The 26,538-nt window shown below is 41.4% G+C and carries 21 protein-coding genes; 12 read left to right on the top strand and 9 right to left on the bottom strand.

What is annotated here, in order from left to right; translation table 11 throughout:
* Positions 1-53 precede the first annotated feature (53 nt).
* From R7Z41_RS03045 to R7Z41_RS03030, 4 genes are all read left to right on the top strand, one after another.
* Positions 54-1,931, top strand: coding sequence for a propionyl-CoA synthetase (locus tag R7Z41_RS03045; RefSeq protein ID WP_206970883.1), 1,878 nt, complete (start codon positions 54-56; stop codon positions 1,929-1,931).
* A 189-nt stretch (positions 1,932-2,120) separates the two neighbouring features.
* Positions 2,121-2,600: a GNAT family N-acetyltransferase gene (locus R7Z41_RS03040; protein WP_005377290.1), complete on the top strand. Its 480-nt coding sequence runs from the start codon at positions 2,121-2,123 to the stop codon at positions 2,598-2,600.
* Positions 2,601-2,791: 191 nt separating this feature from the next.
* Positions 2,792-4,123, top strand: coding sequence for a trypsin-like serine protease (locus R7Z41_RS03035; RefSeq protein WP_318136302.1), 1,332 nt, complete (start codon positions 2,792-2,794; stop codon positions 4,121-4,123).
* A 385-nt stretch (positions 4,124-4,508) separates the two neighbouring features.
* A complete protein-coding gene (locus tag R7Z41_RS03030) occupies positions 4,509-5,954 on the top strand; it encodes a bifunctional NUDIX hydrolase/phosphatase PAP2 family protein (protein WP_206970882.1) in 1,446 nt (481 codons plus the stop codon).
* Positions 5,955-6,114: 160 nt separating this feature from the next.
* Here R7Z41_RS03030 and R7Z41_RS03025 read toward each other — a convergent pair whose 3' ends face one another.
* Positions 6,115-6,924 (bottom strand): Cof-type HAD-IIB family hydrolase, encoded by an 810-nt coding sequence (locus R7Z41_RS03025; protein ID WP_017821691.1) that lies wholly within the window; start codon positions 6,922-6,924, stop codon positions 6,115-6,117.
* Between the two features lie 216 nt (positions 6,925-7,140).
* Between R7Z41_RS03025 and queE the strand changes: the two genes are divergently transcribed.
* Entirely contained in the window at positions 7,141-7,791 is a 651-nt protein-coding gene (queE, locus tag R7Z41_RS03020; protein ID WP_005377296.1) for a 7-carboxy-7-deazaguanine synthase QueE, read from the top strand.
* Positions 7,792-8,101: 310 nt separating this feature from the next.
* On the opposite strand, the gene queC is transcribed toward queE, so the two are convergent.
* From queC to eamB, 3 genes are all read right to left on the bottom strand, one after another.
* A complete protein-coding gene (queC, locus tag R7Z41_RS03015) occupies positions 8,102-8,758 on the bottom strand; it encodes a 7-cyano-7-deazaguanine synthase QueC (RefSeq protein WP_005377298.1) in 657 nt (218 codons plus the stop codon).
* Between the two features lie 67 nt (positions 8,759-8,825).
* Positions 8,826-9,167, bottom strand: a complete 342-nt coding sequence (locus R7Z41_RS03010) for a helix-turn-helix domain-containing protein (RefSeq protein ID WP_025768136.1) — start codon at positions 9,165-9,167, stop codon at positions 8,826-8,828.
* A 308-nt stretch (positions 9,168-9,475) separates the two neighbouring features.
* Complete coding sequence (gene eamB, locus R7Z41_RS03005) at positions 9,476-10,060, bottom strand: cysteine/O-acetylserine transporter (protein WP_005388201.1); 585 nt, start codon at positions 10,058-10,060, stop codon at positions 9,476-9,478.
* 112 nt (positions 10,061-10,172) lie between these two features.
* Between eamB and R7Z41_RS03000 the strand changes: the two genes are divergently transcribed.
* Entirely contained in the window at positions 10,173-11,072 is a 900-nt protein-coding gene (locus tag R7Z41_RS03000) for a LysR family transcriptional regulator (RefSeq protein ID WP_005388203.1), read from the top strand.
* Positions 11,073-12,300: 1,228 nt separating this feature from the next.
* Here R7Z41_RS03000 and R7Z41_RS02995 read toward each other — a convergent pair.
* From R7Z41_RS02995 to R7Z41_RS02985, 3 genes are all read right to left on the bottom strand, one after another.
* Entirely contained in the window at positions 12,301-13,230 is a 930-nt protein-coding gene (locus R7Z41_RS02995) for a LysR family transcriptional regulator (protein ID WP_205461551.1), read from the bottom strand.
* 145 nt (positions 13,231-13,375) lie between these two features.
* The gene (locus R7Z41_RS02990) at positions 13,376-16,516 is read right to left on the bottom strand and encodes an efflux RND transporter permease subunit (protein ID WP_005377311.1); all 3,141 of its coding nucleotides are present in this window, start codon (positions 16,514-16,516) and stop codon (positions 13,376-13,378) included.
* Positions 16,517-16,528: 12 nt separating this feature from the next.
* A complete protein-coding gene (locus R7Z41_RS02985) occupies positions 16,529-17,698 on the bottom strand; it encodes an efflux RND transporter periplasmic adaptor subunit (RefSeq protein WP_206970881.1) in 1,170 nt (389 codons plus the stop codon).
* A gap of 378 nt (positions 17,699-18,076) precedes the next feature.
* Between R7Z41_RS02985 and R7Z41_RS02980 the strand changes: the two genes are divergently transcribed.
* Together R7Z41_RS02980 and R7Z41_RS02975 are read left to right on the top strand one after the other, a co-directional pair.
* The gene (locus R7Z41_RS02980) at positions 18,077-19,000 is read left to right on the top strand and encodes a LysR family transcriptional regulator (protein ID WP_206970880.1); all 924 of its coding nucleotides are present in this window, start codon (positions 18,077-18,079) and stop codon (positions 18,998-19,000) included.
* 140 nt (positions 19,001-19,140) lie between these two features.
* Complete coding sequence (locus tag R7Z41_RS02975; protein WP_225477592.1) at positions 19,141-20,115, top strand: porin; 975 nt, start codon at positions 19,141-19,143, stop codon at positions 20,113-20,115.
* Positions 20,116-20,724: 609 nt separating this feature from the next.
* Here the strand turns inward: R7Z41_RS02975 and R7Z41_RS02970 are convergent.
* Positions 20,725-21,069 (bottom strand): DUF3316 domain-containing protein, encoded by a 345-nt coding sequence (locus R7Z41_RS02970; RefSeq protein WP_005377323.1) that lies wholly within the window; start codon positions 21,067-21,069, stop codon positions 20,725-20,727.
* A gap of 461 nt (positions 21,070-21,530) precedes the next feature.
* On the opposite strand from R7Z41_RS02970, the gene R7Z41_RS02965 reads away from it, so the two are divergent.
* From R7Z41_RS02965 to R7Z41_RS02950, 4 genes are all read left to right on the top strand, one after another.
* Positions 21,531-22,319 carry a transporter substrate-binding domain-containing protein gene (locus R7Z41_RS02965; RefSeq protein ID WP_005377324.1) on the top strand — a complete coding sequence of 263 codons (789 nt, stop codon included), beginning with the start codon at positions 21,531-21,533 and terminating at the stop codon, positions 22,317-22,319.
* Positions 22,320-22,454: 135 nt separating this feature from the next.
* Positions 22,455-23,402 carry an amino acid ABC transporter permease gene (locus tag R7Z41_RS02960; protein WP_225477590.1) on the top strand — a complete coding sequence of 316 codons (948 nt, stop codon included), beginning with the start codon at positions 22,455-22,457 and terminating at the stop codon, positions 23,400-23,402.
* 14 nt (positions 23,403-23,416) lie between these two features.
* A complete protein-coding gene (locus R7Z41_RS02955) occupies positions 23,417-24,151 on the top strand; it encodes an amino acid ABC transporter ATP-binding protein (RefSeq protein ID WP_170893395.1) in 735 nt (244 codons plus the stop codon).
* 276 nt (positions 24,152-24,427) lie between these two features.
* A complete protein-coding gene (locus tag R7Z41_RS02950) occupies positions 24,428-25,330 on the top strand; it encodes a homocysteine S-methyltransferase family protein (protein WP_206970878.1) in 903 nt (300 codons plus the stop codon).
* A 147-nt stretch (positions 25,331-25,477) separates the two neighbouring features.
* On the opposite strand, the gene R7Z41_RS02945 is transcribed toward R7Z41_RS02950, so the two are convergent.
* Positions 25,478-26,470: a zinc-binding dehydrogenase gene (locus R7Z41_RS02945; RefSeq protein ID WP_206970877.1), complete on the bottom strand. Its 993-nt coding sequence runs from the start codon at positions 26,468-26,470 to the stop codon at positions 25,478-25,480.
* Positions 26,471-26,538 lie beyond the last annotated feature (68 nt).

Below are 26,538 nucleotides of genomic sequence, written 5' to 3'. Positions count from 1 at the left end.
AGCGATCTTTGAGTAGAACGAGAGCAATGTCAGGACATACTGGAGGAAGCAATATGTCTTCATACGAAAAAGAATACTTATGGGCGAAGAATGAACCGGAGAGTTTTTGGCGCGCTCAAGCGGAGAATCTCGATTGGTTTGAATCTCCTAAAACTATCTTGAAATCTGATGAAAACGGCATAGAACGTTGGTTTCCAGATGGTGTAATGAATACGTGCTGGTTAGCATTAGATTACCATTGCGAGCAAGGACGCGGTGATAATACTGCACTCATTTATGACTCGCCAGTGACAGGTCGTAAAGCCACGTACACCTATAGCGACCTACGTGACCAAGTAGCCAAAATTGCTGGCATGCTGTCTGCTCAAGGTGTTGAAAAAGGCGACCGAGTCGTTATTTACATGCCGATGATCCCAGAAGCCGCAATGGCGATGCTTGCCTGCGCGCGTTTGGGGGCTATTCATTCCGTAGTATTCGGCGGTTTTGCACCTAATGAGCTTGCTGTACGAATTGAAGATGCAGAGCCGAAAGTGATCATGACGGCGTCGTGCGGGATTGAGATCAACAAAGTCATTCCATACAAACCAATGGTAGACAAAGCCATTATGGACAGCCGTTGGAAGCCTGAGAAAGTGTTTGTTTTCCAACGTCCAGAGTGCGACGCTGAGCTAAACCAAGAAAGAGACTTAGATTGGCAGCGAGAGTACAAACAAGCGCTGCCACATGGTTGTGTTCCGGTGTTAGCAACCGATCCGCTCTACATACTTTATACATCGGGCACGACAGGTAAGCCGAAAGGCGTTGTGCGTGATAACGGTGGCCATGCTGTCGCGATGAAGTACTCCATGAGCGCAATCTATAACATTCCTCAAGATGGCGTCTTTTGGGCGGCATCTGATGTGGGCTGGGTAGTAGGGCACTCTTACATTGTTTACGCCCCACTGATTCACGGTTGCACTACTATCCTATTCGAAGGCAAGCCTGTTCGAACACCGGATCCTGGCGCATTTTGGCGAGTGTGTGATGAATATAAAGTAGATGCGTTGTTCTCTGCACCAACGGCGTTTCGTGCGATTAAGAAAGAGGACCCGGAAGGCGAGCACTTAAAACAGTACGACTTGTCGAATCTGAAAAACATCTTTATGGCGGGAGAACGCCTTGACCCTCCGACACTGGAGTGGGTTCAGAGCAAAGCGGACAAGCCCGTTATTGACCACTGGTGGCAAACCGAGACGGGCTGGGCCATCGTTGGCAACCCGACAGGTGTCGAAATGATGCCAGTTAAAGCTGGTTCTTCGACGAAGCCCATTCCGGGTTATCAGGTCGAGATTCTGAATGAACTTGGAGAGGCTGTCGGGCCTAACCTACAAGGCTTTGTCGCATTAAAACGTCCGCTACCACCAAGTTGTCTGCCAACGGTTTGGCGTAATCATGACCGTTTTGAAACTGGTTATCTTAGCCAGTTCCCAGGCTACTACGTGTCAGGTGATGGTGGCTATCTGGATGAAGACGGTTACCTGTTTATTATGGGACGTATTGATGACGTGATTAATGTCGCGGGACACCGATTGTCGACAGGTGAAATGGAAGAAATAGTAGGAGGCCACCCAGCGATTGCAGAATGTGCGGTGGTTGGTATCCACGATGATCTAAAAGGTCAGCTTCCACTTGGCTTTGTGGTACTAAAAGACGGCGTCAAAGTGGATGAGCTAGACCTTGAAGGTGAGCTTGTTGGCAAAGTGCGTAGTGAGATAGGTGCAGTTGCTTGCTTCAAGCATGCGTTGGTTGTAGACCGTTTACCGAAAACACGTTCAGGTAAAATTTTGCGTCGAACTATACGTCAAATAGCTGATGGTGAAAAATACACCGTTCCGTCAACGATTGATGACCCAAGTAGCTTGAACGAAATTGAGCGAGTGCTACGACGCTGAGAAAAACTCAATTCTAACTAACCCCTGATCCTCGAACTCTGTTGGTTGGTTCTGCCTCTGTACGTTTATTAAGTGCAGGGGCCTTTTTGTTGTTCAAACAGTACAAACGTATCGTGAAAGCATTTGTGACTTGCCAATACGACGTTTTCCTCACAAACTACAGCCATTCCATTTTTAGTGACCCTTTGTATGACCACGTTTGCGATTAAACCTGCGTGTTTTAGCGACCTAGAGTTGCTCAACGATCTTATGTTCGAGCTTCATGATGAGCATCATCTTCAATCTCCTGAGCTTTTCAAAACGGCAGAGGAGATAGAACAAGAAAAAAGCATTGCTCGATATATTGACGACCCTGAGTGCCTTGTTTACGTAGCAAAACAAGGAGATGAAATTATTGGCTTTATCTCTGGTCACTTCTGTGAACTTATTTCTACCGTCAGCCAGCCAGTTATGATGGGAAGTGTGGATGAGCTCTATGTGCTGCCTGAATATCGAAAACAAGGTACGGCGCAGGCATTGATTAATAAAATTGAGTCAACGTTCTCTGATTACGGTGCAAAACAGATGTTTGTTGAAGTATGGCATTTTAACCAGGGCGCAATATCTTTGTATGAAAAACAAGGATTTGCACATCATATCCACTATTTAAGAAAACCGCTGAACGAATAATCGTATTTAACTTTAATATTGTGATTTAGGTTCTATCGAATTGAAATCATTCAGTTCGTCAATAGACTTTTCTCTATAAGTTGCTCGCAATGTTAACAAATTGATATGCACCCACATTGGTATCGGCGTTTTTGTCTGCTTGTTTATTAGTAGCACGAGGATCGTGCTTACAAAAACAAGAGGACAATATTTTGAAACTAACAAAATCGTTACTTGCTTTAGCCGTTTTGCCAATGTTCGCAAGTGCTGATGATTTGTCTCAGACGCAAAATCACACTATCCAACCCCAGATCGTAGGCGGAGTAACTGCCGACCCACGTGACTGGAAATTCTACACCCAAATTGTTAGTCGTTATGGTAACCGATCGTATTGTGGGGCCAGTTATATCGGGAATGGTTACGTCCTGACTGCTGCACATTGTGTTGAGGGTGATTCTCCGAGTCAGATTGCGGTTAAAATCGGTGGCGTTGTTTATAACGGTAGTGATGGTGTTCGTGCAAACGTCAGTGAGATCCATATGCACCCGGCATATCGCCGCGCGACGCTTTCTCATGACCTCGCGGTATTGAAGCTCGACTCTGTGCCTCAAGGTGTTTCTTCAGTTGAGATTGCGAATGGTAGTCTAACGCAATACGCGAGCATCGGAGATTGGCTTAGTGTTGCTGGCTTAGGGCGAACTTCTGAAGGAGGAAGCTCTCCGTCTCGATTGCAGGAGGTTGACGTCCCACTTGTGTCGGATATGACTTGCCGTCAAGCCGGTGGCAACTACACAACGGTTGGAGAAGTGTCATTCTGTGCGGGTATTCCTCAAGGTGGGATAGATTCTTGTCAGGGAGATAGTGGTGGTCCAATCGTTATTAATCGCAGTGGTGTAATTACTCAACTTGGTGTGGTCAGTTGGGGAATAGGTTGTGCTCGTCCTGGTATGTATGGGGTTTATAGCGATATCGCTGCTATGCGCAATTTTGTCGATGGTGTTATCGGAACAGCAACACCACCAAAAGAAAATGTTTCTGTTGGATACACCACCGAACAGACACTGGCATCATTTAATGTTGGGGAGTTACAGCAACATAGCTTTGTTATCCAGAATTCAGGGAACACCACGTTCACTGTGGAAAATGTTCGCGCGTTTGCTTCGGGTGTTACTGATGCAGCTGTTATTGCCAATGATCAGTGCTCTCAGGCGACGTTAGCAATGAATGCAAGTTGTAGTGTTGATGTTGAATTTGGTGCTACTCAGAGCGGAGAAGCAAGAGTGGCTTTGAACTTCAACGTTGATAAGACCAGCACACAATACCAAGCGTTAGTATCCGCTCAAGCGAAAACGGTGACAACGCCTCCCACAGATAGCTGTAAAACTGTATGGCAAGCCAGCTTAGTGTATCTCAAAGGAGATACGGTTACTTGGAATGGTAAAGTTTGGCAAGCGCAGTGGTGGACTCAAGGTGATAATCCAGCAGACTCAGGGCCTTGGGGTGTTTGGCAAAAAGTCGGCGATGCGAATTGCACGTCTAACTAACGATCGGGCCAGTGAATTTGATTCGTTGACCATGAGATAAGATTCATTCTTGGTTTCAACGATCAGTACATAGTTACCATAACTGGGGTTTATTGTTTGCGAATAATAAGCCCTTTTTTATTGTGTCAACTATGAGAACCCACAAAATGTGTATGACTTTGTCCTGACGTTATCTTTATATAACTGGCAGAATTGCGATCAACATTTTATGTTTTGTCTGATTTTTGTCAGGTTTGCATTAAATTATTCTCCAGTGAGCGTTGAGATCAGGTTTTACGCGATCAACTCAGTTTGGCATAACTCGTTACTTAATTTTTGTCGAAAAAGATAAGATTAACTGCCATGATTCATTGGTTATCATTATGTTTATTTAAGGTCATATTTTGTGTTGAGACAGCTGTTATTACTCATCCTTTGTTTTATTTTGTTACCTGTTTCACCGATTTCTACGGCTAAAGCCACTGCGAGCGAAGTTAAAGGAGCGCTCTGTATTGTTCGCGCTGATGACAAGTTAGTGCTAGTTCATGAAGTATTAACGGATAAGATTTCTCTACCTGGCGGAACCATTATTGATGGTGAGTCTCCACAAGTTGCTGCTCAACGAGAAACGTGGGAAGAAACCGGTATAGTGGTTACGGTTGGAGAGGAGCTTGGCAGAACGGACACTGCGGTTTTTTACGACTGTATATCAGACTCTGACATTATCGCTTTTTCTATGAATAATTCTTTAGGTGGAAATGAACTGCCTATTTGGTTTGCCCCTCATTATGGAGTAGAAGTTGCGTCAGCGATGTTGCTTAGCCCATCTGAATTACCATCATCTTTATATCGTTATCCTGAGCAATGGCCACAAGCCACTCAGTTTTTTGATCAAGCTACCAAGCAATCAGTATCTTATGTGACTCAGTTGATCGAATCCGCGCCTTCATTTCGTCAGGTTGAATTGGCGTGGCTGATAGATTTACAGAGTTGGGTAGGGGCGTTGTCAGAAACGAGTTACGAGGTAGCTAGTCAGATCTCGAAACTCGTTATAGATCTGATAGAACCGACGGTACTACTCTTTCTATTTCCTTTTGCCATGATGCGCTTTGGTAGCCGGTTTGTGTACCGACTCTTTTTCGCAATTAGTACAACGTCGCTTATGGTGCTTGTCGCTCAACAAGGCTTTTCGCTACCGCGCCCACATGTCTATATACCAATGATGGAGTTAACGCACAGCTTTGGCTTTAGTTTTCCTAGCTTGCCTATCGCTGTGTGGTTTTGTGTGCTGACGTTCTTGTTTCATAGAACCCAGTATTTTGGTTTGAATGGAACAACGGCAGTCTTCGTGTTCATCACTCTTACTGTGGTGTTAGGTAAGTTTTTCCTCGGCAGTGCCTTTATTTTAGATATGTTATTTGGCGCGCTGTTAGGCAGCTTGGTGGCTTGGCATGTTCTTCGATTGGAAACAAATCAAGATGTGAACGTTGATCAAGTTCTAAGCTCAAAAGGCGTCTGGTTCATTATGACTGTGGCAACAGCGGTCATCTCCGTCATCTGGCCATTACCTGTGTTTGGTCGCTGGCTAGCAATTTTAATCACTGCATCAGCGTTGGTCATGACATTTAAAGAGTCGAAAGCACATTTAGATACTCGGCAGATGATCTTTGTGACGCTGGCATTGTTGCTTGTTGATCAACTCTATTTGTACTCGGCTAATATCGTATCGTTTAGCGGTTTGTGGTCATTAGTCTTGTCGACGTTACATTATCCATTATTAATGTTGTTATTTATGCTGCTTGCAAGGAAGCTGACTTGTGAAAACCAACCGAGCAAAACGTTGCTAGATTGATGGCTGTATTTGTTATCTATTAGTATTTAAGTAAAAACAAAGCCTTGCATTACAGCAAGGCTTTTACACGTTTAGTCCACGAACAACGCCGCTTGCCTATCTTGGACGGCTAGGGATGTTAAACGTAAGAAGCTTAACGCAACAGACATGGCGGAAAGGGCTATGCATTGAGCACGAACTTTTCTATAGCTTTAGCGACACCGTGCTCATCATTACTTGCCGTAATGTAGTCAGCGATTTGCTTGGTTTCTTCCATTGCATTTGCCATCGCGATACCAAGGCCAGCGTATTTCAGCATGTGGTGGTCATTTTCTGCGTCACCCATACAGATAACTTCTTCCGGTTTAATTCCCAGATACTCGGCAATTGCGGCAACACCAATACCTTTGTTGCTCGCAGGGTTAAGAAACTCAAGGAAAAACGGAGCGCTTTGAACAACCGTAAACGCTTCGCGCATTTCAGCTGGCAGTGCTGCTATAACTTCTGTTAGTTTGCTTGGCTCTGCAACCATCATAGCTTTGATGATTGGATGATCGTCTTCTAGTGATTCGAAGTTCATCTCGGTGACATTTAAGCCATTTATCTTTGCTTCAATATCGGTGTAAGGGTTGTGTTCGTTGGTGATTAAACCATGAACTTGACTAAAAGCATGGACGTACGCACCTAGCTCTTCGGCTTTTCGCGCCACCAATTTTGCAGCTTTACCATCTATGATTTGCTGGTGGATGATGTCGTTTGTGCCTACGTTCTTGACCATCGAACCGTTGTAGTAAAGAACAAAATCTCGATCGGAATGGATATTCAGTTCGTCGAGCTTGTCTTGCATTCCTTCTAATGGGCGACCAGAAGCGAGAACGACAGTAACGCCTGCTTCTCGAGCTTTTGCGATCGCTTGTTTGTTTTCTTCAGAAATGGCTTTATCACTATTGAGTAGCGTGCCATCCATATCTAGTGCGATCAGTTTATACATCATTTCTTACCTTAAAGTTTTTTGGGAGCTGTCAGTGAATAAGGCTTGGTTTAACGTTAACCAGAAACCTATATTCATTACGCTATGAAACTACAAAATGGTCTATTTTAACAATTAATTTTTGGTTTAAATTGACCTAGACACGCGTGTCCATTATGGTCTTCGCCTCGAAATGTTATGAGTTGAGTGAGTTCTGCGTTGTATAAGCTAAATGAGATGTTTGAAACCATCCAAGGGGAAGGGGTTTTCACTGGAGTCCCTGCTGTTTTTGTTCGGCTTCAAGAGTGTCCGGTTGGTTGCTCATGGTGCGATACCAAACAAACGTGGTATGCAGATGAGAATGATCAACGTCAAATAGGCGATATTCTGGTGAAAACGGAAGATTCTCCAACGTGGTGTGTTGCATCTGCCGAGAACATCGTAGAGCAATATCAACAGCAAGGCTTTAATGCTAAGCATATCGTGATTACTGGTGGAGAGCCTTGTATTTATGATCTGCGCCCTTTAACAAAGGCGTTTGAAGATATGGGGTGCCAATGCCAAATTGAAACCAGTGGCACATCAGAAGTGATTACTTCAGAAAATACGTGGGTGACAGTGTCACCAAAAGTAGCAATGAAAGGTAAATTACCAGTGCTTAATAGCGCGTTAGAGCGGGCAAATGAGATTAAGCATCCAGTCGGTACCCAGAAAGACATCGACCACCTTGATGATCTTTTAGCAAATGCGAACGTGGCGGCTGAGACTATCATTGCACTACAACCAATTAGCCAGAAGCCTCGTGCTACGCAATTGTGTATTGATACGTGTATTGCCCGCAATTGGCGTTTGTCTGTTCAAACTCATAAATATTTGAGTATTGCTTAGACGAGAGGCTCGTCATCATTCGAAGTGGCTTTTCTATCTAATCCCGGTTTCGCGAGTAATGCCGTTGGTAGCTTTGCTATCGAAACATTGTCGATATATCTAAACAGTTTATAGCGTTGTAAAAGCTAAGCAGTGTTGGCTGTTGTGGTGTGGTGCTATCTTTGGTTCGACAATCGTTTCGCATTTAATTGATGCCACCAATCTGGCGGCATCAAAATGAAGCTCTGTTGGCTGGAGTTTCACGCTGAGATAAAACGTTTAGAAGCTAACGCAAAAGGTTTTATCCCAGCGCTATTACCGCTAACAAAGACTATTTGCTCGCTAAGTATTCTTCTAAGCCGCTTTGTCGCAGTAGGCACGCTGGGCATTCACCACAGCCTTTACCAACGATTCCGTTGTAACATGTTAACGTATTGTTTTGGACAAACTCCAACATATTGTGCTTATCAGCGAGAGCCCAGGTCTCTGCTTTAGTAAGCCACATTAAAGGAGTCTTAATATTGAAGGCTTTATCCATACCTAAATTGCAAGAGAGATTTAGAGAGCGAATAAAGTTGTCTCGGCAGTCAGGGTAACCACTAAAGTCTGTTTCGCAAACTCCCGTAATGATGTCTTGAATACCAAGCTGGTAAGCATGGATACATGCGTAAGTAAGAAAGAGGATGTTTCTCCCTGGAACGAATGTATTGGGTACGTTAGCATCGCTTAAGTCATTAGATACCGGAATGTTGTCTCTTGTCAGCGAGCTTATCGCTAACTCATTAATTGATTTTACATCCAGGACTTTGTGGCTTTTGATGTTAAGTTGCTTACCTAATTCGATAGCGATATCTATTTCATCTGAATGACGCTGGCCATAATCAAACGTTATAGCATGAACCTCATCATATGTATTTAATGCATCGATTAAGCAGGTCGTAGAGTCCTGCCCACCGGAAAAAACCACAAGTGCTTTTGTTGTAGCCATGTTGAACCCTTAGTTATGCTCTTTGATTCTTTGGTATTGATACGTATTCTTAGGCGTTTAATCCCAATTACGTACTCGACTTGTTCGTAGCGATTGCGTCCGCAATCAACTGGGCTGTGCTCTCAAGCACTCTTTGCTTGTCATCATTTGACAGCTTGTGGAGATTCACAGCAAGTTCAGCGGTGATTTCATCTTCACAAAAAAAATAGTTTAGAGGCACGTTTAGCTCATCTGCGATAAGTTTGAGCGTTTTTACGTCGGGAGTATGGCGCTCCCTTTCGTATTGATTCATCCTTGCACTTGCAGAACTATCATCCATGCCGATACGGATGCCCAGTGCTTTTTGGGACAGATTCGCTTGTTTACGCGCATGCTTAAGGCGGGCTGGGAGTGGGTTATTAAACAACACTTAAAGTTCATACGAAGGACTTGGATGACTAAGATTATCTTAGTTTTTCTGATTTGTGTATACTAAGTAATGCTTAGTTATTGCCGAGGTCGCCAAGGCCGTGTATGTATAGCTAAACAAGATTTCGTCTCTTTAGGTTGATTAAGTGACGTTGAATCTACTTCTTCAAAAACTGCCGTATGGAGGCGCGGGAGGAGCGAGTAAGGGCACGAGAAACCGCAGCGATTTGTAGAGCAGAATTTGCTCTTCACATAAACGTAGTCGTCTAAGTTGAAGAGCAATATTGTTCTTGATGATCAACTATATACTTAAGTAAATAACTGTGTCGCACAATAGATCAGAGCTGCTGCTAAGCTCATATTGATGACTTTGCCATATCTCTGGAATTGCGATTGAAGTAGCTTTCCTGCAACGGCCCAAACTACGTTGCTAAGAAGTGCGATCAAAGCAAGAATGAGGCTAGTCGCTAAGATCCAGTAGATATTCTGAGTGTGGGGCAGTACGAACGTAGAAATAGAGGTAATTCCATAAAGAATGATTTTCACATTAACGAACTGCAAACCGAAACCTGTTAAGAAACTGATACCTTTAGAATTATCCGATGAAGTTTTGATCTCACTCGTAGCAAGCCCCCAAGCCAACCAAACAATATAAGCTGCTCCAATCCATGTTAGCCAAGGTGTAATCACGGGCAAGAGGCTGATCATGTTATACGTGAAAGCGCCACAAAGTAGCATCAAAACAACATAGCCACAAAACATCCCCGAAATCACTTTTGTTGAGCGTTTTAGTCCATATTGCGTCGCGATGCTGAGCGATAAAATGTTGTTTGGCCCTGGTGTAATTGAAGTAATGATTACGTAAGTAAAAAATGCGGTGTAGATGGCTGTCATCTCTATCTCTCCTGTTTTTACTGCACTATACTTCGCTACAATTGATTAAAAAATTGAATAAATTAAAACTTAGACTTTTAATTTATTGAACTGTTGGTTGTGGAGTCTAGTCATGAATCTAAAACGCTTTCTTACTTTTAAAGCTATTGTTGAAGAAGGATCGTTTCTAAAAGCGTCACAGAAGCTTTATTGCACGCAATCAACCGTCACCTTTCAAATCAAGCAGTTGGAACAAGATCTGTCTCTGCAGCTGTTCGAAAAAATAGGGCGTAAGATGGTTTTGACTCAAGCAGGAGAAAAGATACTGCCTTACGTCTATGAACTGGCGCGAGTGATGGAAAATATTGAGGGAACAGCACAGCAAGAAAACTCGGAGCCGACCGGTGAATTGAAAGTGCTGATTGCTGAGACTCAACTTGCTTATAAGATGGCTAATGTTTTAAAAGAGTTCAGGATCAGAGCGCCCAATGTCCGACTCTCTCTGCAATCACAAAATTGCTATCAGATTCGAGATGAGTTGATAGCGGATAAAGCTGATTTAGGTGTGTTTTATCGAGTAGGTAATGACGATACGCTCAAGGTCCACGAGTTTGAGCAGGAGCCACTGGTATTGGTTGCTTCACCGCTTTTAAAAGGGCTAGATTTAAAGAAGAGAGAGCAACATATTGATTTAGGGTTTATAAGCAATGGCCCTAAGTGCCTTTTTCGACAGATGTTTGAGAGCATTATTCAAGAGCGTGATATTAGCATCGACAACATGATCGAACTTAGCAGTATTAATACGATCAAAAATTGCGTTGAGAGTAATATTGGTATTTCTTACTTACCTCGTTTTACGGTTGAAAAAGAGTTGCAAGAGGGCAGTTTACAAGAGCTTGAGTTCACCGAATTTTCACAGATGATCAAGCCACTCTGCGCTTATCATGCTGGGAAGTGTGTGACGCCGGCGATGGAAGTCTTTATTGATTGTATGCGTAACGAGTATGAACGGTTTTCTACTCAGAGTCGGTGATCTTTAATATGTTCTATCTGACATAGTTTCGTTTTTACTCCTTTTTATTTTTTTAAGTGACCACTTCTAATTTATTGATTTTTTTTGCTTTGTTGTGAATCCGACTGTTGTGGGATGATAAATGGGATCTGATGTGAAAAGCTATTTATTGACGGAAAGAGATAAGATATCAAAACGACGGCGTGTGATAACTAGATTAGATAAGGTTACATAATTAACAGTGTAATAAATGCCATTCTTTATGGATTATTTTCAACGAGACTTAATTGTTACGGTTCGTTATTATTAACTCGTTAACGCATCCATTGCTAGGAAGTTAACTTACGCATATTGTTTTTTTCATCATTTGCAGCAAATTATATTTGCTGCTTTTTTTTAACCAAAAAAAGTTCAAAGCTTGAACTACAAGCTCTGAACTTTTGTTTATACTTAGTGGTTTTCTACTTTAATAAGTAAAACACCGTTTAAAAGTATCGCGTAACCTAGTAACTCTAAGCTTTCTTCGACCAAGTTTTTCACGTCTCTATTATATGATTTCCCCATGAACTCGACCCAAAAATCACCATACCCTGCAAATCGTGAGAATAAGAAAACAATAAAAAAGCCAATCGTTAATGTCGTGAAGCTAGAATGAGAAATGAAAAATTTTACCTCATTTTTTATGTTAACTATGTTATTAAAACAAAAATAACAGACCGAGACTATTATAATCCAAGCAGGGTACTTCCATGAACCGTGAGGGAAATACTGCTCTATGTGGTAGTCCATTTCTCTAACGAATATAACCATAAAAAATGAAGACATTATTACTAATATGTGTTTGAGTTCAAGATATTCCTTAGATTTATACAAACACATTAACGATGAAAAAAGCACAAATGCTATTTGAGTCATTTCTATAATAGAGTTCTCCGATGTGCTTTTGTCCATTTGTACGCTAAAATAAATCGTTGCTAACGTATAAATAACCAAAAAAATAAGATAAGATATTTTATATACTAACAAACTAGTGATCGAGGTGTGTTTTTCTTTAATATACATCGTAACTTGCATAGGTGATGGATTTGTTAGTATTATAAATCAAGAGTGTTTTATATTTAGTGAATTAAGCGCCATTTAGAATGGAACTTAATTCACCTAACATTAAACTTCGATGGATCTTAAACATTTCTGTTTTAAATTATTGATTTTATTTGATTTTCTGTTAATTTTGGTTAAATAGAATCAACTAGCTTTTATTGAAATGCTTTTCCCATATTGGTGGTATGCCAACTTCTTCTTGAACGATATCAATGAATGCCCTAACCAATGGTGATTGCTGACGGTGTGAGTACATGGCATAAATATCACCAAAATCTTGAGTTTCATATTCTGGTAAAAGTTGGACTAAATTAGAAGACTCTAGGTTTTTAGGAAGCATAAATTGACCTATAAGTGCTGCGCCCAGACCTGACTTTACGCTTTCAATTATTAGCTCAGCTTCATTGACCATGTATGACCCTGATATTGGGTATGTATCTAAACCATCTGATTTTGCTTTGTCGTAGAATTTAAGTTTATCGACAATAAAATTACCATTTGAATAAATAATAAAAGGTAGCTTAACTAACTCATCAGGCGTTTCTGGGTTACCATGTTTTTCAATTAAATTTCGAGAAGCAATGATTGCAGTCGTATTTTTTGCTAATTTTCTTGCTACCATTGATGAATCCCTCATAGGTCCGATTCGAAAAGCAATATCAAAATTACTTCTAATCACGTCTACATGAAGATCATCTAGCATTAGTTCAACACTTGCTTTTGGGTACTTATGTAAAAACTTCTCTATCGAAGGTTGTAGATAGAGTTTTCCAAATAATGTTGAGCTTGAAATTCGTACTTTCCCTGAAGGCTCAGTCTGAAAGTTCTCCGCTATTTGTTGAGTATCATCAAGGAGTTGAGATATTTGGTCTGCTTTTTCAACTATTTGCTTGCCGACTTGTGTTAATGAAAGAGAGCGAGTCGTTCTGTTTAATAGCCTAACGCCTAAGTGCTCTTCTAACTGCTTGATGTGTTTAGATAAAACAGAGCGGTCGATATTCATCCCATCTGCTGCTTTTGCAAAAGATCCAGCTTTAGAGACTTCTAAAAGCAGGTGTAGTTTATTTGCTAAATCCACAATGTTTATCCAAGTTAGATATTAGCGTATTAGTTTCATGTATAACTGCTGCTCTGTCTAGAAATTATTAATATACTTAATAACCAAAAGAAAAGGGAGCAATAGCTCCCTTTAGTATGAATATAAATGAGTATTTATATTATGGTTATAGTGTTTGACGTTTTTTGTTTCGACTCACTAACATGTAAAAAACAGGTGTGAGTAGTAATCCAAATACCGTTACGCCTACCATACCCGAGAATACGGCAATACCCATTGCTTGTCGCATTTCCGCTCCGGCCCCTGTACCAATCATTAATGGAATAACACCAGCGGTAAATGCAATTGATGTCATTAGAATCGGTCGAAGACGTAAACGACATGCTTCCAAAATCGCTGATAAGGTATCTTGGCCATTGTCTTTAAGTTCTTTAGCGAACTCCACCATCAAGATGGCATTTTTACACGCTAGAGCCACAAGGACAATCAAAGCAATTTGTGTGAATATATTGTTGTCACCACCAATGAACCAAACACCTGCTAGTGCAGAAAAAATGGTCATAGGAACGATCAAAATGATAGCGAATGGTAGTTTTAAACTCTCGTACTGCGAAGCTAGCACCATGAAAACTAACAAAACAACAAGTGGGAATATATACACCATCGTGTTACCAGCCAAAATCTGCTGGTAGGTTACATCAGTCCATTCATAAACCATTCCCTCTGCTAGGTTTTGATCCAGTACTTCCTCAATAGCCGTTTGGGCTTGGTCAGAACTGTAACCAAAAGCGGGACTGCCGTTTAGTTCTGCACTAGGGTAGCCGTTATAGTGCATCACGCGGTCAGGCCCAATCGTAGGTATGATCTCCAGTACAGCGCCGAGAGGAACCATTTGTCCGGCAGCATTTCTTACTTTGTAGTTAAGTATTTGGTCAGGTTCGAGACGATAGTTCATGTCTGCCTGGGCATTCACTTTGTATGTTCTACCAAACATATTGAAGTCATTGACGTACAACGATCCTAAATAAACTTGAAGCGCATCAAAAACCTGCTCTAGAGGAACACCTTGCAGCATCGCTTGTTCACGATCTATTTGGATGTCCATCTGCGGCACTTGTATACGAAATGTGGAATATAATCCCATCAGCTCGGGTCTTGTTGATGCCTCACTTATTACCAAGTTCAATTGCTTGAAGAGCTCATCAAACCCCTTGTTCGCACGGTCTTCGATTTGAAGCTTAAAGCCGCCAGTAGATCCAAGTCCTTGGATTGGTGGTGGTGGAAAAATCGCAACGAAGGCTTCATCAATAATTGAAAAGCTCTTATTTAAAGATGCAACAATCGCATTTGCGCCGAGAGTTGGATCATTTCGTTTATCGAAGTCCTCAAGCGTAACAAAAACGATGCCACTGTTCGGACTGTTAGTAAAACCATTGACCGATAAGCCTGGGAAAGAAATGGTTTGTGCTACGCCAGGTGTTGCCAGCGCGAGGTTTTCCATTTCTTTAATAACGGACTCTGTTCTATCTAAACTTGCTGCATCTGGAAGTTGGGCGATCGCAACTAAATACTGCTTATCTTGTTGAGGAATGAATCCTCCAGGAACCGCTTTGAATAGAGAAACCGTTCCCCCGAGTAACGCAATGTATACCACCACAACAACAAGGCTAAAGCGAATAAGCTTCTTGACCAGAGCTTGATATTGGTTAGAGCTGTACTCAAAAATTCTATTGAATGGCGCAAAAACATACTTACCAAAAACCGCATCCAATAGCTTGGTTAGCCGATCGGGTTTTGCGTTCTTATCTTGTAATAGCAGTGCTGATAAAGCAGGCGATAACGTCAACGAGTTAATTGCTGAAATAATCGTCGAGATCGTAATTGTTAGTGCGAACTGCTTATAAAACTGACCGGATAACCCTGTAATAAAGGTCGTCGGGATGAACACCGCACATAACACTAAAGCAATTGCAATAATTGGCCCGGTAACTTCGGTCATTGCTTGTTTCGTTGCTTCTAGTGGTGCAAGACCATTATGGATGTTCCGTTCCACGTTTTCGACGACGACAATGGCGTCATCGACAACGATGCCTATGGCGAGAACAAGTCCAAACAACGAAAGCGTGTTAATCGATACTCCGAGCATTTGCATTACGGCGAACGTACCGATTAATGAAACAGGCACCGCAATGATAGGGATGATAGACGCGCGCCATGTTTGCAAAAACAAAATGACTACAACAACAACTAGTACAATTGCCTCTAGCAGAGTATGAACCACTGCGTCTATCGATCCACGAACAAAGACGGTCGGGTCGTAGGCTATTTCATATGAAACTCCAGCTGGAAAGGCTGCTTGTAAACGGTCCATGGTTGAACGAACCTGATTAGATAGCTCAATAGCATTAGCACCAGGGCGTTGGAATACGGGCATCGCCACCGCTGGTTTACCATTTAACAAGGCGCGCAGTGCATAAGAGTTTTGACCTAGCTCTACGCGTGCAACGTCTTTAAGACGTGTCAAAGCCCCTGTTTCGTCAACTTTTACTACAATGTCGTTGAATTCATCAATATTCTCCAAGCGGCCTTTTACGTTCAACAAAACTTGGAATTGGTTTTCATTAGCGGCTGGTTGCGCACCTAATGAGCCTGCTGCCACCTGTTGGTTTTGAGATCGGACGGCGGAGACAACGTCCATTACGGTTAGATTTCTAGAAGCGAGCTCATCTGGATTTAACCACAAGCGCATTGAGTACTCGTCACCACCGAAAAGGCGCACATCACCAACGCCTCCGAGCCGAGCTATCTCATCTTTCAAGTTTAAATTAGCGTAGTTAGCTAAATAACTGACTTCACGGCTAGAATCTGGAGAATATATATGCACAACCATGGTGAGATCAGGAGAGGCTTTTTCGGCAACAACTCCTAACCGTTGGACGGCTTCTGGTAATCGGGGCAAAGCTGTAGTGACGCGGTTTTGAATTTGAACCTGAGCTTTGTCCAAGTCCGTACCCAAAGCAAAGGTTACGGTCAATGTCATTCTGCCGTCACTGGTTGCCTGCGAAAACATATATAACATGTTTTCTGTACCATTAATTTCTTGCTCCAGAGGCGTAGCAACTGTTTCTGCGATTACTTTTGGGTTCGCACCAGGATAGTTTGCTGTAACTACTACTGTAGGAGGGACAACCTCTGGATATTCACTCACAGGCAACTGTAAAAGTGAAATTGCGCCTACTATTAATATCAATAGCGATAACATAGAGGCAAATATGGGTCTTTGAATAAAAAAGTGTGCAAATTTCATTCGGTTGTCTTCTTAGTCTTGAGCTAAACGTTTGTTTGGCAACGATGTTGAGTTTGAAGCCATAATCAATGAAGTATTGCTAATATCTAGCATGACATTTTTTGGTGTGACTTTGCTATTTGGGCCAACTTTTGCTGGACCATTTACCGCAATAATTGAGTCGGCGTTCAAGCCATTCTCGATAGCACGAAATGTTCCGTAACGTTCGCCTAAGGTTACGATGCTGTATTGCAACGTATTCTCTTTATTGAGTGTTAATACAAAGCGGTTTTCTAGATCTGTGCCAATAGAACGCTCTGGAACGAGAACTCGTTCAACTGGTTTGGTTGTTGATATCTGAACTCGGCCAAACGATCCCACTTTTAAGTTTGATTTTGTTGCATCGAATACCGCTCGAACCTGCAAAGTACCGGTGTTTTCGTTGATGGAGTTGTCGACAAAGTCAACGCGTCCAAAAAACTCCTGCCCATTTTGTCCAGATAGTTCAAGACGAGTAGGTAAGTTAGAGTCGGCATTGATTGTCGAGAAGTAACGGTTCCAAGTTCGCTCATCGACATCAAAGTATGCATATACCTGATCGTTAGAGACAATGTTTGATATAACGCTTTGATTTGCGTTTACATTGTTTCCTTTAGTAATGAATGCTCTTGAAATAGTGCCGCTAATAGGGGCATATATCTTCGTAAACTCAAGATCTAACTTTGCGGATTCTAACTGAGCACGCAAAGCCATTAGTTCTGCAGAGCGTTGTTTTACTGCGGTATCTCGGGCCTCTGCTTGTTCCGCTGAGATGGCCTTTCGCTTAACAAGTTGAGCGGCTCTCTTTTGTTCGTTTGCTGCTTGCTCTAGCGCAGCTCGAGCACTCTTAACTTGCGCTTCAAGTCGTGAGACCTGAGCTTTGAAGGTTCGATCATCAAGAGTGACGAGTAAGTCGCCTTTGTTGACACTCTGTCCGTCTTTGAACTCTACCGTTTCAATAACTCCGGAAACGCGTGGCATTAAAGAAACTTTCTCTGGGGCTTGAAGCCTTGTTGTAAAGGTGAACCACGATTGAACGGGCTCATAGATGACTTTGGAGACGTCTATCGTAGGTAAGGGAGTATTAGGTTGTTTGGTTATCTCTTCGTCTGCACAAGCAGCTAAAACGGATAAAAGGCCAATGCCGAAAACTTTCTTTAACATTTGTCGCGCCCTAAATGATTCTGTTCATACTAAAAGGAACGGCATTGTATTCATTGTACCTATGGGTAAATAGGCCCTCAGCGAACATAGAGTAGTGATAAAAATGCACGATTAAATATTGGTCAAAATGCTCATTTTTTGGTTTGAAAAAGATCAGTTTAGGGTTTTAAAGACGTGGAGTATTGTTAAATGTAATAAGCCATAATAGATAGGAATAACTAAACAGAAGCTAAAGATAGCGACGAAAATTAAAGCGTTTTTAATTCGTGCATTATTTGCAATTCACTGATGCAATTTGAACCATAAAAAATTGAAATTAATTTTGTAAAATCCATTTCCCATCACATAAAGAATAAAAACTAAATAAGGAATTGTGCAGTGGATCTCGCAAGCCAACTTGAATTACTACTGGATGTCTCTGAATACGGAACTTTTGCTAAGGCTGCTGACAGAAATCATATAGATCGTTCAGCTTTGTCAAAACAGATCAAAAAGCTAGAGGATGAATTGGGCTTACGGCTGTTAAACCGTTCCACGCGTTCGCTATCCCTGACCAATGCAGGTGTTGAGATGGTGGCGCAAGCCAAGAAAGTAAGAGAGGTTCTAACCGAAACTCGTAGTATTGCTGCTACATTTCAGGATGAACCGAAGGGTAACTTGAAAATATCAAGCTCCACTTTCTTTGGCAGAGCATACTTAAATCAGGCAGTTAAAGAGTTTATAAAACAGTACCCAAACATTACTGTAGAGCTGCTGCTCGATGATAATCGAGTCGACGTTATCCACGAAGGTTTTGATGTTGTGTTTCGTATCGGACCAATCCGAGAGTCCAACATGATAGTGCGTAAGTTGGCAAGCAATAATATGGCACTGGTTGCATCGAAGAGTTTTATTGACAAGTATGGAGCCCCGAGCTCTCCAGAAGAGCTTATAAAAATGCCAGCAGTAATATACTCTAATGCTAACTTTAAGGCGGATAAGCTACGTATAGCGCCAAGCCAGTCATCAAGCGACGTTAGAACGTATAATATCAACGGGCAGTACTTCGTGAATGAAACTGAGTTAATGCTCGATGCCGTAAAATCTGATCTAGGGTATGCTTTAATTGGGCAGTTCTTTCTTCAGGAGAGTTTGAGTAAACAAGATCTTGTACAGTTGCTTCCTGATTATAATCTTCCCGCAATAGGGGAAATATATGCAATGTATACTCACCGAAATCAACAACCATTAGCCAAACTGTTCATTGATACTGTTCAAAAAATAATAGGAACGCCTCCTGTTTGGATGGATTATCTCGACTAATATGAGTACTAGGACATAATGTTTTAGATTGAGGGCTTGTTTATATTTATCCATAGAATATGGTTGAATTTGCACTTTAAAAATAATTGCCACTGTTCATAATCTCACTCGATTCAAACAACACAAGTAGTGGTAATTAAATGAAAATGACAAGAACGTCGATCGCAATCGCAGCACTTTTTTCTGCAAGTGCTGCAAATTCAGCCATAGTTTATGAAGATCAAGAATCAGTATTAAATATTCATGGCCGAGCGCAAGGGATGTATTATTTCTCTGATGATAAAAATGCTGACGGAGATAATAGCTACATTCGTGTAGGACTTGCAGGTGAGTCTAAAATAAATGAAGATCTTTATGCCTTCGGCTTATATGAGTTGGAATTTAAGTCTAATCGCAGAGATGCTGATGGGATTGAAGATGATGAATTTGATATCCGAAAAGGCTATGTAGGAGTTGGTGCAGATTACGGAACAGTAAGTTATGGACGTCAATACGGTGCGGTCACTTTAGTATCTGACTACACGGATATTTTCCCGGAGTTTGGTAATGAAGCTGCTGGCGTAAGTGCGGATATATATGGTACCGGTCGCTCCGATTCAGTATTTAAGCTAACGACAAGCTATGAAGGTTTGAATATTCATGTTAGCTATCAGGCTGAAAACGATGAAGTGTCAACAGATGCAGCCTCTTATGGTGCGGCGGCGGACTACAAGTTGCCATATGGCTTCAAAGTTGCGCTTGGTTACAACGAAGGTGAAGGGCAATCGGGTGCAGAAGATGCAGAGCTGCTAACGGGTGCTATTGCATTTGAATACGACAAGTTTTATGCCTCTGTTTTATACAGTGATGGTGAAAACTGGGCTAAAGATGGTTCTGAAAGTAATATTGATTACACCGGTATTGAAGCAGTTGCCACTTATGAAATAACAGATAAGCTTTGGGCACTTGTTGGCTATAACAATCTAGAGCGTGATGATGAAGACGTCGTCGATTACTACTCACTAGGTGCAGAGTACGATTTGACTTCTAATTTTAAAGCACTAGCAGAATACAGAATTACAGATGTAGACAATGAAGACGATATTCTTGCAATAGCTGCGAGATATTCATTCTAAAAAATTAATAAATATAAAAAGCCTGAAACTATTTTCAGGCTTTTTTATTTATCGGTGTAATTCTATAAGTGCTGATTTTCATCCATATATAATGGATTATATTGATCGTTACTTGTTAAAGTGTTTTGGATATAATTGTTTTGTTAGCTAGTCCACTGCTAGTTTTCATTTTCATATTTTTTGAATGATGATTTTTTCTTTGGCAACAAGAAGTATCTTGTTGCCTTTTTTTATTTTTACGTCTTATGGTTAATTAAAACAAAAAGAGTTTTTTATATATTGCTATAAACGAGAAAAATATAACGACAATTGTCAATCTTAGGTTGAGTTAATCTTCATAAAAAAGTGAACTCAATTTCAAGGGTCTTTTTCATTTAAGTGATGTGGAATCCATATGGCGAACCAAGTGAATGATAAAGCGCCAAACGACGAAATGTATCTCAATGAAGATTGGAAAAATTATTTTTATGTAAACGATAGAGGTAGGGATTGATACTGTTTATGTAAGGAGAGAGCGATTTATGAAAAGCCGTCGTTTCAATGTGATTAGACACCTTTACTTTCTTAAAATAGGAAGGGCTCTAAGAAAGTAAAGGTGCAGATGATTTTTTAGTTTTTACCGCCGTCACTTGTTCTGAAGTGATAATCGAAGTTTATGATTGCACGATATTTAACTTCATCACGGTTAAGTGCGTATTCTTCAACTCTCACCTTACTATCATCGATTGCAATATCACGAGGGAAACCGCTTCCAATGATGTTTAGACGATTTCTAAGTTCATGTTTTGATAGCGTTTGGTATTCATCGACAAGATCAAACGCAGAGCTATAAGCGGCATCTTTTGTCGTAAAGTCATTGAGAACAACTTTGTTTGTAGAGTGTTCGACATGAATACCAGCAGTAGCAGATAAACTGAATAATAATAGTGATGAGAGCGTCATTAGTTTTTTCATATAGTCACCTTTTTATTTGTATTACAAAGTCAAGATGTCCAACGAATCCTTGTTAATATCTCTCGACAAAGGTGATAGTGCCATTATAGAAATGTGCTGTACATCACATTTGTGACCATTGACTATGGAAGAATTGTCAACAATAAAACTCAAGCACTTTTGACATTACGGTCAATGTGAAAAAGCGAATATCTGTATGGTTTCGTTAATAATTAAACCACTTTCGGAAACGCTGACTATTCAGTCAAAGCGTATGTTTGTTGTCGTTATAGTGACCTGCCTACAACTTAATCACTTAATGCATGCAATTCAATTGCAATGCCTTGGTATAGATTTTCATTCAGATCTTCCGTCTTAGTGACGATTCTACAAATTCCAGTGATTAAAAAGTCATTATTTGTGGTTTTTTATTCTATTGTCGTGTATAAAAAAACTTTACAACAAATGATAAAGGAATATCCATGAAAAAGTTATTGTGTTTTGCTGCACTGGGGTTAGCTGTTTCGACGACGGTTAATGCAGACCCAATTTTAGACGACATCAAAAGTACAGGGGAGCTAAAAGTCTGCTTTGATTCTGGGTATATGCCTTTTGAAATGACAGCAAAAAATGGGCAGTACATCGGGTTTGATATCGATTTGGGTAAACAAATGGCGCGTGCCATGGATGTTAAGTTTGTGCCGGTAAACACTTCATGGGATGGCATTATCCCAACACTGTTGACTGGTAAGTGTCACATGATTATGGGCGGGATGACGATCACACCTATGCGAAATACTCAGGTGAATTTCGCTGATCCCTATGTGGTTATTGGCCAATCCATTCTCGTAGATCTCAAACATGAAGGTAAAGTGTCTAGTTACCGAGATCTCAATAGTCCAGAATATGTTGTTGCAACTAAGCTTGGGACAACGGGTGAGCAAGCGGTAAAACGATACCTTCCGAAAGCTAAGATAAATCTATACGAAACTCAGTCTGAAGCGGTACTTGAGGTTGCCAACGGAAAGGTAGATGCGTTTGTTTATGACTTTCCTTACAACTCTATTTATGTGGCGGAAAACAAAGGGCAGTTAATGCACTTGGCTAAACCGTTTACTTACGAGCCTTTGGGTTGGGCTGTGCCGCAAGGAAATCCAGATACGCTTAACTTCTTAAACAACTATTTACGTCAAATTAAGGGAGATGGAACTTACGATCGCATTTACGATAAGTGGTTTAACGACGATAAATGGTTAAAGCAAGTTAAGTAATCATTTTGTTATTGTAGAGGAGCGGCTAGCTTCTGGCTCGGTTCATCGCCAACCAAACGGTTCGCGCTGTGAAGCTAACGCTTTTCTTTATTCAAATACCCAGCCAACTTTAATCAAAGTCATTCTCGGAATCACATGCAAAATAACTTTAAATCCCTATTGTGGAACGCTGTTTTTGTTCTTGTTTTGCTATCAATTTGCGGTCTTGTCTATCTGTCAGGTAAGCGAATCGATTACAGCTGGAATTGGGAGCGTGTCCTTCCTTATATTGCCACTAACGCTGCTTCATCCATTACCGCGCCTGTCGATGGGAACATCATTCTCGACGAGAATAACCAACTGGCTCTGGAGAGTATTCATGGTGATATTGTTCTTGAACTAAGCCAATATAAGTCTGTGGACGTCTATGAAGGTGATCTTATTTTTGAAGGAGATACCTTAGCAACTATAAAAGAGTGGCGCTCTGGCCCAATTTTAGATGGTGTTGTGACGACCATTAAAATCTCACTCTGGTCACTTATCATTGCTCTAGCGTTGGGCTTAGTTGTCGGACTAATGCGTATATCCAGCAATCCGGCATTAAAAAAGCTGGCGCTTGTGTATGTCGAGGTCATTCGTGGAACGCCTCTTTTAGTACAGATTTTTATCGTTTACTTCTTTATTGGTACTGTGCTTGACCTTGAGCGTTTTACTGCGGGAGTGATAGCGCTCTCCGTGTTTACCGCCGCTTACGTCGCAGAAATTGTGCGGTCAGGAATCCAGTCAATCCCAAGAGGACAAATGGAAGCGGCGCGTTCACTAGGAATGAATTATCCCAAAGCGATGATTTATGTCATTTTACCTCAAGCGTTTAAGCAGACATTACCTCCCTTAGCCGGGCAGTTTATCAACCTGATAAAAGATTCCTCACTCGTCTCCGTGATCTCGATTACTGATCTGACAAAAGCGGGCAGGGAAGTCGTAAGTGGTAGTTTTGCCCCATTTGAAGTTTGGTTTACCGTTGCGGCCCTTTATTTGCTTCTAACTAGTACCTTATCTTGGGCAATACAAACGTTAGAAAAGAAATTTGCAGCAAGTGATTAATGGTGGAGTCATTAATGGAATACATTATTTCAGCAAAAACAATTAATAAAATTTACCCTAATGGCTGCCATGCGCTCAAGGACGTATCGGTAAATGTAGAAAAAGGGGAAGTGATTGTCATCGTAGGACCGTCAGGTTCTGGTAAGTCAACATTCTTACGGACGATCAATCAATTAGAGACAATAAATAGTGGGTCTATTATCGTAGATGGTATCGATATGTACCACAAATCTACGGATATCAATAAACTACGCGCTGATGTGGGCATGGTATTTCAAGGCTTCAACCTTTTTCCACATAAAACGGCGATAGAGAACGTCATGTTAGCACCTTTAAAGGTTTCTAAACGTGACCCTGAATCGGTGAAGAAAGAAGCAAAAGATTTGCTTTATAAAGTCGGTCTGTCGGAGAGAATGGATAATTATCCTAATCATTTATCAGGTGGACAGCAGCAGCGCGTCGCAATCGCTCGTGCGTTAGCAATGAAGCCCAACATTATGTTGTTTGATGAACCCACATCAGCACTAGACCCTGAAATGGTTGGAGAAGTTCTTGATGTGATGAAAGATTTGGCCAAGGACGGAATGACGATGGTCGTGGTTACTCATGAAATGGGTTTCGCAAAAGAGGTCGCTGATAGGGTGTTGTTTATGGAAGATGGTGAGCTTTTGGTTTCTGACTCTCCTGAGCGATTTTTTGATAACCCCACCAACCCTAGATTGCAGAAGTTTTTATCTAAAGTATTATAATAAAAAGAAAATTTGATTGAGGGCGAGTCCCTCAATCACTTCATGCACTATTGTGGCTCGTAACGTTCGCCTCGCCGAGAGACATAGATAATGGGATTTTTACTCGAAGTTAATGGCGATAACATTAGCTTGGTCCGAATGAAAGGTCTGGTAAATACTAGAGTGTTTAATCAGCCATTAAGTCTTTGTTCACTTTAAACATAACAATTTCATTTTGAATTGATAAAAATTGTGTTTGAATAGAGCTTATGGATGTTTGGCGGTATGGATGTCTAAATGAAGAAAGTAACAATTTTAGATGGTGGCATGGGGCGAGAGTTAAAACGTATTGGCGCCCCTTTTTCTCAGCCGCTTTGGAGTGCACAAGCGCTAATTGAATCACCACAATATGTAAAAATGGCACATGAGAATTTCATAGACGCTGGCGCAGAGATTATCACTGTCAACAGTTATGCATGTGTTCCATTTCACTTAGGAGAGGAACTCTATGCAAAGCAAGGGGCTGAGTTAGCAAAATCTGCAGCCAAAATTGCCAGAGATGTAGTCACCAGCTCTAACGATAGAGTGCTCGTTGCGGGGTCTCTTCCTCCTGTAATGGGGTCTTACAGGCCTGAATTATTCGAGCCGAAAAGGGCACTGGAAGTGGCTTCTGAGTTATTTGAAGCTCAAGATCAATATGTTGATATTTGGTTAGCTGAGACCGTGTCTAGCCTTGCTGAAGTTGAAATTCTATCAATAATTTTAGCCAAAACAGATAAGCCCAATTATCTTGCTTTCACCTTAATGGATGACCCTAACTCTTTGCCTCGCCTTCGCTCAGGGGAATCTCTTAAAGTCGCGGTTAATACGCTGTTGAAAACAAATGTTTCAGGTATCTTTTTCAATTGCTCTATTCCTGAAGTTGTCGAGCAAGCGATCATAGATACACAAGCAGTATTGAGTGAGTCAGGTAGAGAATTGACGATAGGTGTTTTCGCAAATAGCTTTGCTCCGATAAAGCAAGCGCACCAAGCCAACGAGACCATTCAGGAAGTTCGTCATTTCTCTCCGACTGAATATCTTGAGTATGCTAAAAAGTGGCATGTGCAGGGAGCAAGCATTATTGGTGGTTGCTGTGGGATTGAACCACGTCATATTAAATTGCTAGCGGCTTGGAGAGACACTCTCGAAAACGCCTAATTTTGGTGAAGTGCAGGGAAGCATGACAAGAGATTTTGTTTTTCATTCATCGTTATAGATAAAATAAAAGTCTTTCGTATCTGGCAAAGTAACAAGATGCTTTAACTTGCTCATTACTTTGCCAGTGTGCCTCGAGATTTTTATTAATTATTTTTGGTTCAGATTAACGACAATCTTTCCAACTGTTCTCTGATTTCGCATGTCCAAGAGTGCGTTACCTACATCCTCTAAGCCGATGATCTTCAGTTTCGGTACTTCCAATTCTCCATTTTCTAATAGCTCAGACACTTCCTTTCCGGCATTAACGATACTTGCAAACCCTCTCTCGCCAAAGACATGACCAGAGCCCAAACTTATTTGGTGGAAGCCCAAGCCTTTTAAGAAGGCATCTGGATATTGAGAAGGGTCGACAGTCTTGACGAGCTCCACCATTTCTCCCTCAAAGGTTAACACCGAGGCTGCAATTCGGTCGTTATCACCGCCTACACAATCGAGTGCAACCTCAACGCCATGATTTCCGGTAATGTCCATTACTCGTTGAACTACATCTTCATGATGATAATCAATCGTATGGGTTGCTCCTAACGAGGACAAATATGCGTGATTAGCTTTTGAACTAGTAGCAATGATCTGTTCAACACCAAATGTCTTTGCTAACTGAATAGCAAAGCTTCCAACGCCGCCAGCACCTCCGGCGATAAAAATGCTGCTTCGATTTGAAATATCGAGCTTGTCTACCAAAGCGCGATATGCGGTCCAGGCTGCGCAAGGTGTGGATGCTGCCACTTCAACCGGAACCTGAGGGTGCTTTATGAGCGTTCTTGAATCATGGATAGCAAATTCAGCGAATCCTCCGTGATGGCGTCTCATGTTTCCGTGATACAACACTTTATCGCCAACCTTCCAATCAACGACCGCATCGCCTACAGAGACTATTTCTCCTGATACGTCTAACCCGCCAACAAAATTGTTATCCATGTTAGTGACCATGTCTGACCAATAATGAATTTTTGCATCGACAGGATTCAAACCAACAGCGTTAACTTTAACCAATACATCAAATTGGGTTTCTAGTTTTGGTGTAGGTAATTCGGATAAAGAGAAAGTATCGTTATCTCGTTGGTAAGTTATCGCTCTCATAGGTTTTCCTTATTATTAAGAATGGTCGAAAGTCATACTAACTCAGAGGGTGCTGCTGCAATAATTAT

Origin of the sequence: Vibrio sp. 1457, from assembly GCF_033340195.1 — a bacterium.
GTDB lineage: Bacteria > Pseudomonadota > Gammaproteobacteria > Enterobacterales > Vibrionaceae > Vibrio > Vibrio alginolyticus.
This window is presented reverse-complemented; position numbering and strand designations above follow the sequence as displayed.

Coding starts and splice junctions, on each gene's coding strand:
- R7Z41_RS02945 (WP_206970877.1), bottom strand. CDS start 26,470: ATGAGAGCGATAACTTACCAACGAGATAACGATACTTTCTCTTTATCC.
- R7Z41_RS03045 (WP_206970883.1), top strand. CDS start 54: ATGTCTTCATACGAAAAAGAATACTTATGGGCGAAGAATGAACCGGAG.
- R7Z41_RS03025 (WP_017821691.1), bottom strand. CDS start 6,924: ATGTATAAACTGATCGCACTAGATATGGATGGCACGCTACTCAATAGT.
- queC (WP_005377298.1), bottom strand. CDS start 8,758: ATGGCTACAACAAAAGCACTTGTGGTTTTTTCCGGTGGGCAGGACTCT.
- R7Z41_RS02975 (WP_225477592.1), top strand. CDS start 19,141: ATGAAAATGACAAGAACGTCGATCGCAATCGCAGCACTTTTTTCTGCA.
- R7Z41_RS02950 (WP_206970878.1), top strand. CDS start 24,428: ATGAAGAAAGTAACAATTTTAGATGGTGGCATGGGGCGAGAGTTAAAA.
- R7Z41_RS02955 (WP_170893395.1), top strand. CDS start 23,417: ATGGAATACATTATTTCAGCAAAAACAATTAATAAAATTTACCCTAAT.
- R7Z41_RS02970 (WP_005377323.1), bottom strand. CDS start 21,069: ATGAAAAAACTAATGACGCTCTCATCACTATTATTATTCAGTTTATCT.
- R7Z41_RS02990 (WP_005377311.1), bottom strand. CDS start 16,516: ATGAAATTTGCACACTTTTTTATTCAAAGACCCATATTTGCCTCTATG.
- R7Z41_RS02985 (WP_206970881.1), bottom strand. CDS start 17,698: ATGTTAAAGAAAGTTTTCGGCATTGGCCTTTTATCCGTTTTAGCTGCT.
- R7Z41_RS03040 (WP_005377290.1), top strand. CDS start 2,121: ATGACCACGTTTGCGATTAAACCTGCGTGTTTTAGCGACCTAGAGTTG.
- R7Z41_RS03000 (WP_005388203.1), top strand. CDS start 10,173: ATGAATCTAAAACGCTTTCTTACTTTTAAAGCTATTGTTGAAGAAGGA.
- R7Z41_RS02965 (WP_005377324.1), top strand. CDS start 21,531: ATGAAAAAGTTATTGTGTTTTGCTGCACTGGGGTTAGCTGTTTCGACG.
- queE (WP_005377296.1), top strand. CDS start 7,141: ATGTTTGAAACCATCCAAGGGGAAGGGGTTTTCACTGGAGTCCCTGCT.
- R7Z41_RS02960 (WP_225477590.1), top strand. CDS start 22,455: ATGCAAAATAACTTTAAATCCCTATTGTGGAACGCTGTTTTTGTTCTT.
- eamB (WP_005388201.1), bottom strand. CDS start 10,060: ATGACAGCCATCTACACCGCATTTTTTACTTACGTAATCATTACTTCA.